Annotated in this window: 3 protein-coding genes; 1 reads left to right on the top strand and 2 read right to left on the bottom strand. The window is 33.7% G+C overall.

The genetic code is table 11. The features are described 5' to 3' along the window. Positions 1 to 119: 119 nt before the first annotated feature. Positions 120 to 2,129 carry a methyl-accepting chemotaxis protein gene (locus tag G558_RS13540; RefSeq protein ID WP_051188664.1) on the bottom strand — a complete coding sequence of 670 codons (2,010 nt, stop codon included), beginning with the start codon at positions 2,127 to 2,129 and terminating at the stop codon, positions 120 to 122. A gap of 143 nt (positions 2,130 to 2,272) precedes the next feature. Further along, the gene (locus G558_RS14130; RefSeq protein WP_242825237.1) at positions 2,273 to 2,986 is read right to left on the bottom strand and encodes an ATP-binding protein; all 714 of its coding nucleotides are present in this window, start codon (positions 2,984 to 2,986) and stop codon (positions 2,273 to 2,275) included. A 1,610-nt stretch (positions 2,987 to 4,596) separates the two neighbouring features. On the opposite strand from G558_RS14130, the gene G558_RS0110945 reads away from it, so the two are divergent. Further along, the gene (locus tag G558_RS0110945) at positions 4,597 to 5,052 is read left to right on the top strand and encodes an 8-oxo-dGTP diphosphatase (protein WP_028830189.1); all 456 of its coding nucleotides are present in this window, start codon (positions 4,597 to 4,599) and stop codon (positions 5,050 to 5,052) included. The last annotated feature ends 98 nt before the right edge of the window (positions 5,053 to 5,150 follow it).

The raw sequence follows: 5,150 nt of genomic DNA, 5'->3' as shown, positions 1-5,150 counted from the left end.
CTCTACATTTTTGTAGATGTTGAATAATCTAGGATTTTTAATTATTAAAGTTTAGGGGTCAAAAAACGTCATTCTCCGACAGCCCCTTTTTTATTTATATAATATATTTATTATGTTTTTTAAAATACAAATCTTGAAGTCAGGTCTTTTAGTATCTCGGACTGACTTGAGAGTTCTTCACTTGCGGCAGAGCTTTCTTCGGCAGTTGCAGAGTTTGTGTGAACTACAATACTTATCTGATCAAGTCCTTCAAGAGTCTCTGACAGAGAAATGGCCTGCATGTTAGATGCTTCTGAAATCTGGTCTATAAGGGATACTGTTCTGTTGACTCCCTCGATTACTTCTTCAAGTACAGTTCCTGTTTCCGAAGCTATTAATGTTCCGTGCTTTACTGAGCGAAGAGAGTCTTCAATAAGAGCAGTAGTGTTTTTTGCAGCTTCTGAAGATTTTGTTGCAAGATTTCTTACTTCATCAGCAACGACTGCAAATCCTCTTCCAGCGCTTCCGGCTCTTGCAGCCTCAACTGCGGCATTAAGTGCCAAGATATTAGTCTGGAATGCTATGTCTTCTATAGTTTTTATTATCTTTCCTATTTCTGATGATTTAAGGTCTATTTCTTCTATAGCCTCTATCATCTCGCCCATTTTTTCATTACTCATATTGGCTGCTTCGCCTACAGTTTTTACATAATTTGCTGCATTTACAGAGTTCTCGGCATTTTTACTTACATTATCTGATATTTCGTTTATATTAGCTGACAGTTGCTCTATAGAGCTTGCCTGTTCTGTAGTTCCCTGTGCAAGCAGCTGCGATCCGCCGGCTACCTGATCGGCACCGCTCGCCACCTGAGAAGATATTTGAGCAATTTCACCTATGAGATTACTGAAGCTCGATGATGTTTTGAGAAGGGATTCTTTTATTACAGCAAATTCACCATCATAAGTTTGGTTAAGCGATATATTAAGATTTCCATTTCCCAGATCATCCAGGGCATGAGATATCTCGTTTATATAATCTATATAGTTCACCAGTCTGGATGTCAGAGATTTCATTGAATTTGCAAGGTGTCCAACTTCATCATTAGATACTACATCTATTTCAATATCAAGGTTTCCTGCTGCGAGTTCATCTGTTATCTCAGTAAGCCTCTTAAGAGGCGCTACTATACTTTTAGCGGTCAATATAAGAGCTGCAAATATAAGAAGGAGACAGGCTGTATAAAAACCTATCAGATAATTTCTTGTAGAAGTAACTACGTGAGTGTACTCATTTTCAGGAACTATTGACAATATTTTCCAGCCGGTATAGCTTTCTTCTCCAACGACTCCATATGCATCTTCAAGGCCATCGTTAAAAGGAATTACTTGTCCACTTAGATTATTTATCTCATCAACCATGTTCTGACTGAAACCAGTTTCTCCTATAGTTTTTAAAACCATGGATTCATCCTTGTGTGCAAGCACTGACCCCTGGGATGAAACCAGGACCTGGTATCCGGATTCATAAGAGCTGTGTGCATTTGTAACCATGCTGTTTACAACTGATATTTGAATATCAACTGCGGCTATACCTACTATCTGTGATCCAGAAGTATCATATACGGGTGCCGATACAGTAAGTACCATAGATCCTGTGTCAACATCGGTGTAAGGTTCAGTGATTATATATCCGGCATCTATATCAGCCTGATTGGTAAACCAGTAGCTTTTTTCAGAAAGGTTGAAATCTTGGTCGCCTACCCAGTCTCCTCCATCAAAAGAGAGATTGGCACGTGAGCTTGCCAGAAAAAGTGAGAGTATGTTTTCACTGTCAGTGGCAGTTGTCTTTGCCAGCATACTGTAGGAACTCTTGTAGTATGGCGACTCGGAAAATTGGGTTCGGTCAAGTCCTGAGGAGAGGATTTTAATAACATTTTCGTCTCTGGAAATTTGCTGTACCATGGATATGTATGTTGTAAAATAGTTATTAACATTTCCTACAATGTTATCGGTAGAAATTTTTGCGGTATAACTTTCGCTGCTCATTATTACCTTGTCTATCTTGTTGATGACAAATCCACCAGTTACGACCATGGCAATGAGTATTATCCCGCCTATTATAGCGAGAATTTTGGTTTTAATGCTTTTCAATACGAAGTACCTCCTTTAAAATTATGTTCAATTATCAGTTATATATGTACATGCACTTCAATTATTATAGTAATTGAAGTGCATGTAAAACATATTATATATCAAAATAAAATATATTTCAATGAATTAAAGCATTATACAAGCTAAAGTACCATAATCAAACTAAACGTAGAATCTTTTGCTTCAAAAGCGCAAAATCCCTGATATTTTTCCGATATAGACAATATACTTCGGGTTCCGATTCCGTGATTGTGTCTGGAACAATAAGGAAGTCCATTTATTATGTGAACTTTTCCTTCAAATCTATTTATTATTTTTATATAGATTTTTTCGTTTTGTATATTTGAGAGCACGATGATTTTACGATCTTTTGGGTTTTTTATCTTCAGGGAGGCATCAATGGCATTTTCTATGGCGTTGGAAAATATAAGGCAAAGCTCCATGACATCTATATGAATACTTTCAGGAATGCAGACTCTTACAGATACACCTATGTTTTCTTTTCGGGCTTTTTGTATGTATTTTGAAAGTATGGCATTGACTACAGAGTTTTCGCAAAAATATTCAAATTCATATTCGCTTATATCGGTGCTTATGTTTTGGATATATTCAATTGATCTGTTTGCATCATTTTTAGAAATCATGTCATAAATTTTTTCAAATACGTATGTTGTCTGATTTTTGAAATCATCAAAATCACTTAGTTTCTGATTTATAGAGCCTACTGATTTTTTAAGAAATTCGGTATGGATAATCAAAAGTTCATTAGTTTTCAGACTACTTTGAAATCTGGATACATTTATGAAATATACATTTAAAACTCTGTACACAGATATACAAAGAGAATATATGAGCATATTCACAAATATATACTCTTTGTTAAATCCTGAATTAAAAGGGTGAGTGTGAATAAGAAAAAGAATAGTACAAAAAGACAAAGGTATTATTGCGAATTCGGACCATCCTCTGTCAATAGTCAGTATTATATCAAAAAATGATTTTCTTAAGAAAAATATAACAAATACACAGATTAGGACAAAGACATAGAATTGCATGAGCAAGTAGACACTTTGTCCCTGAGAAATCATTTGTGAAATAGAGGTGAAAAAAAGGAGCATCATATTTATCCACCATGATGTAAAAAAAATGAAGATTTGTTTGTATCCTCCTACTGAAGATATTATATCTTGAAAAATGAAGATTACAGCTGAAACTGTAAGTAGAAATACTCTGTTAGGAAGACCTATATTAAATTTCACAACAAAATACAAGTTTAATATAAAATTAATTAAGATAAAAAACATAGTTATTATGATCGATTTTTTTATATTGTATTTGAGCGGGGTTGCTAAAAATGTTATTATTGAAAAATATGTTATTCCAGTAAAGAGAGATATTATTTTTAAATACTTGTCCATTCTAATTATTCCACCTTAATAAGATTTTAGATTTTGAACTTCTTGCTCAGACTATCTATATATTTTTTTGCCGTGCCAGTATCTCCAGAAGAAATTAGAGAATGTATTATATTAAGATGATGACGCATATCATGCCTGTATATCCTCAAGGATTCAAGTCGGCTAATGGTTTCGAGGTACTCCTTCTTCTGATAATTTTTTTGTAATTCCAGCATCTCAGCATTTTTTTCAAGTTTAAGAGTGTATGATATATCCTGGAAATAAAGGTAGATTACATAATATATAATAAAACAAAGAAGAAAAAGCAGGAGACTTATTTTTAAGTGAAGCAAATCTTGCACAGAATTGCTTAAAGATGTATCAAAACTGTAAAATGCCATATTAAAAATAAAGGGAAGTACGCAAAAAGTCCCCCAATTTTCATGAATATCATTAAGAATATTCAAAAATGGATCTTTTATGTAATTAATAATAATAATTATAAATATAAGTATTATTATACTTTTAAATCCTATATAAAAACCTGGATTACTTAAAAATTTGATTGAGAAAAGGTTACTTATAAAATCTCCAAATCGCTTTAGTATATACACAGTCATAAATATAAATTGAAAGCGGAATCCTTTGGCAGAGGAAATTATATATCCACAAATATAAAGTATGGCGGCCGAAACAGCTCGTAATATAAGATGAAGAGAAGAGACCTCCAAGTAGTAAAGAACTCCAGATAATAATACTACAGTAGAAAGTGTTACTGATATAATTATAATAAAAGAACTGCGGAAAGAATACTTAAGCGGCATCAGAGTAAGAAGTATTACTCCAGACAAGATCATATTCATAAAGACGTTCAGTAAAAATATTGAATTTAAATTTAATATATCCATAGAGAGCATTCCTTCTGAAATTATAATATACAAAGTTAATTATTATTTTACTGATAGTATAACATAAGCGGGGGTATTATCAAAAGTAAGAGTTTTATAGTGACTTTATCCCAAGTATTTGATAAGATTAGATAAAGTGAGATATTTAAAAGGAGAACAATTATGGCGAAGGTAGAACTGACAAATATGGTCATGGTAATGGACAGAGAATCAAACAGGGTACTGGTTCAAGAAAGGACAAAAAGCCCTGAGGGAATTACCTTTCCTGGTGGTAAAGTTGAACCAGGAGAGAGTATAGTAGATTCTGCAGTAAGAGAAGTAAAGGAAGAAACAGGTCTTAATGTAAAAAACCTGAAGTATTGCGGCATTATCCACTGGTGTAATACAGATACTGATGAAAGATATCTGGCATTTCTTTATAAAACAAATGATTACAGTGGCGTAATTTCTCAAAACATCAGAGAAGGAAAAGTTTTCTGGATGGAGCTGGATAAGCTTGAAAGTATGGATCTTTCTGAGAATTTTCAGGAATGCCTTCCAGTTTTTCTTGTTGAAAACTACAGCGAAGGCTTTGGCCAGTGGGACAAATCGCAGCAGGGCCCTATGGAGTACAATTAGTATACATAAAAAGGGGCTGTCGGAGAATGACGTTTTTTGACCCCTAAACTTTAATAATTAAAAATCCTAGATTATTCAACATCTACAAAAATGTAGAG

This window comes from Proteocatella sphenisci DSM 23131, assembly GCF_000423525.1.
In the GTDB taxonomy this organism is placed as follows: Bacteria; Bacillota; Clostridia; order Peptostreptococcales; family Filifactoraceae; genus Proteocatella; species Proteocatella sphenisci.
The sequence above is the reverse complement of the archived record's forward strand: the minus strand, read 5'-3'. Positions and strand labels throughout refer to the sequence as shown.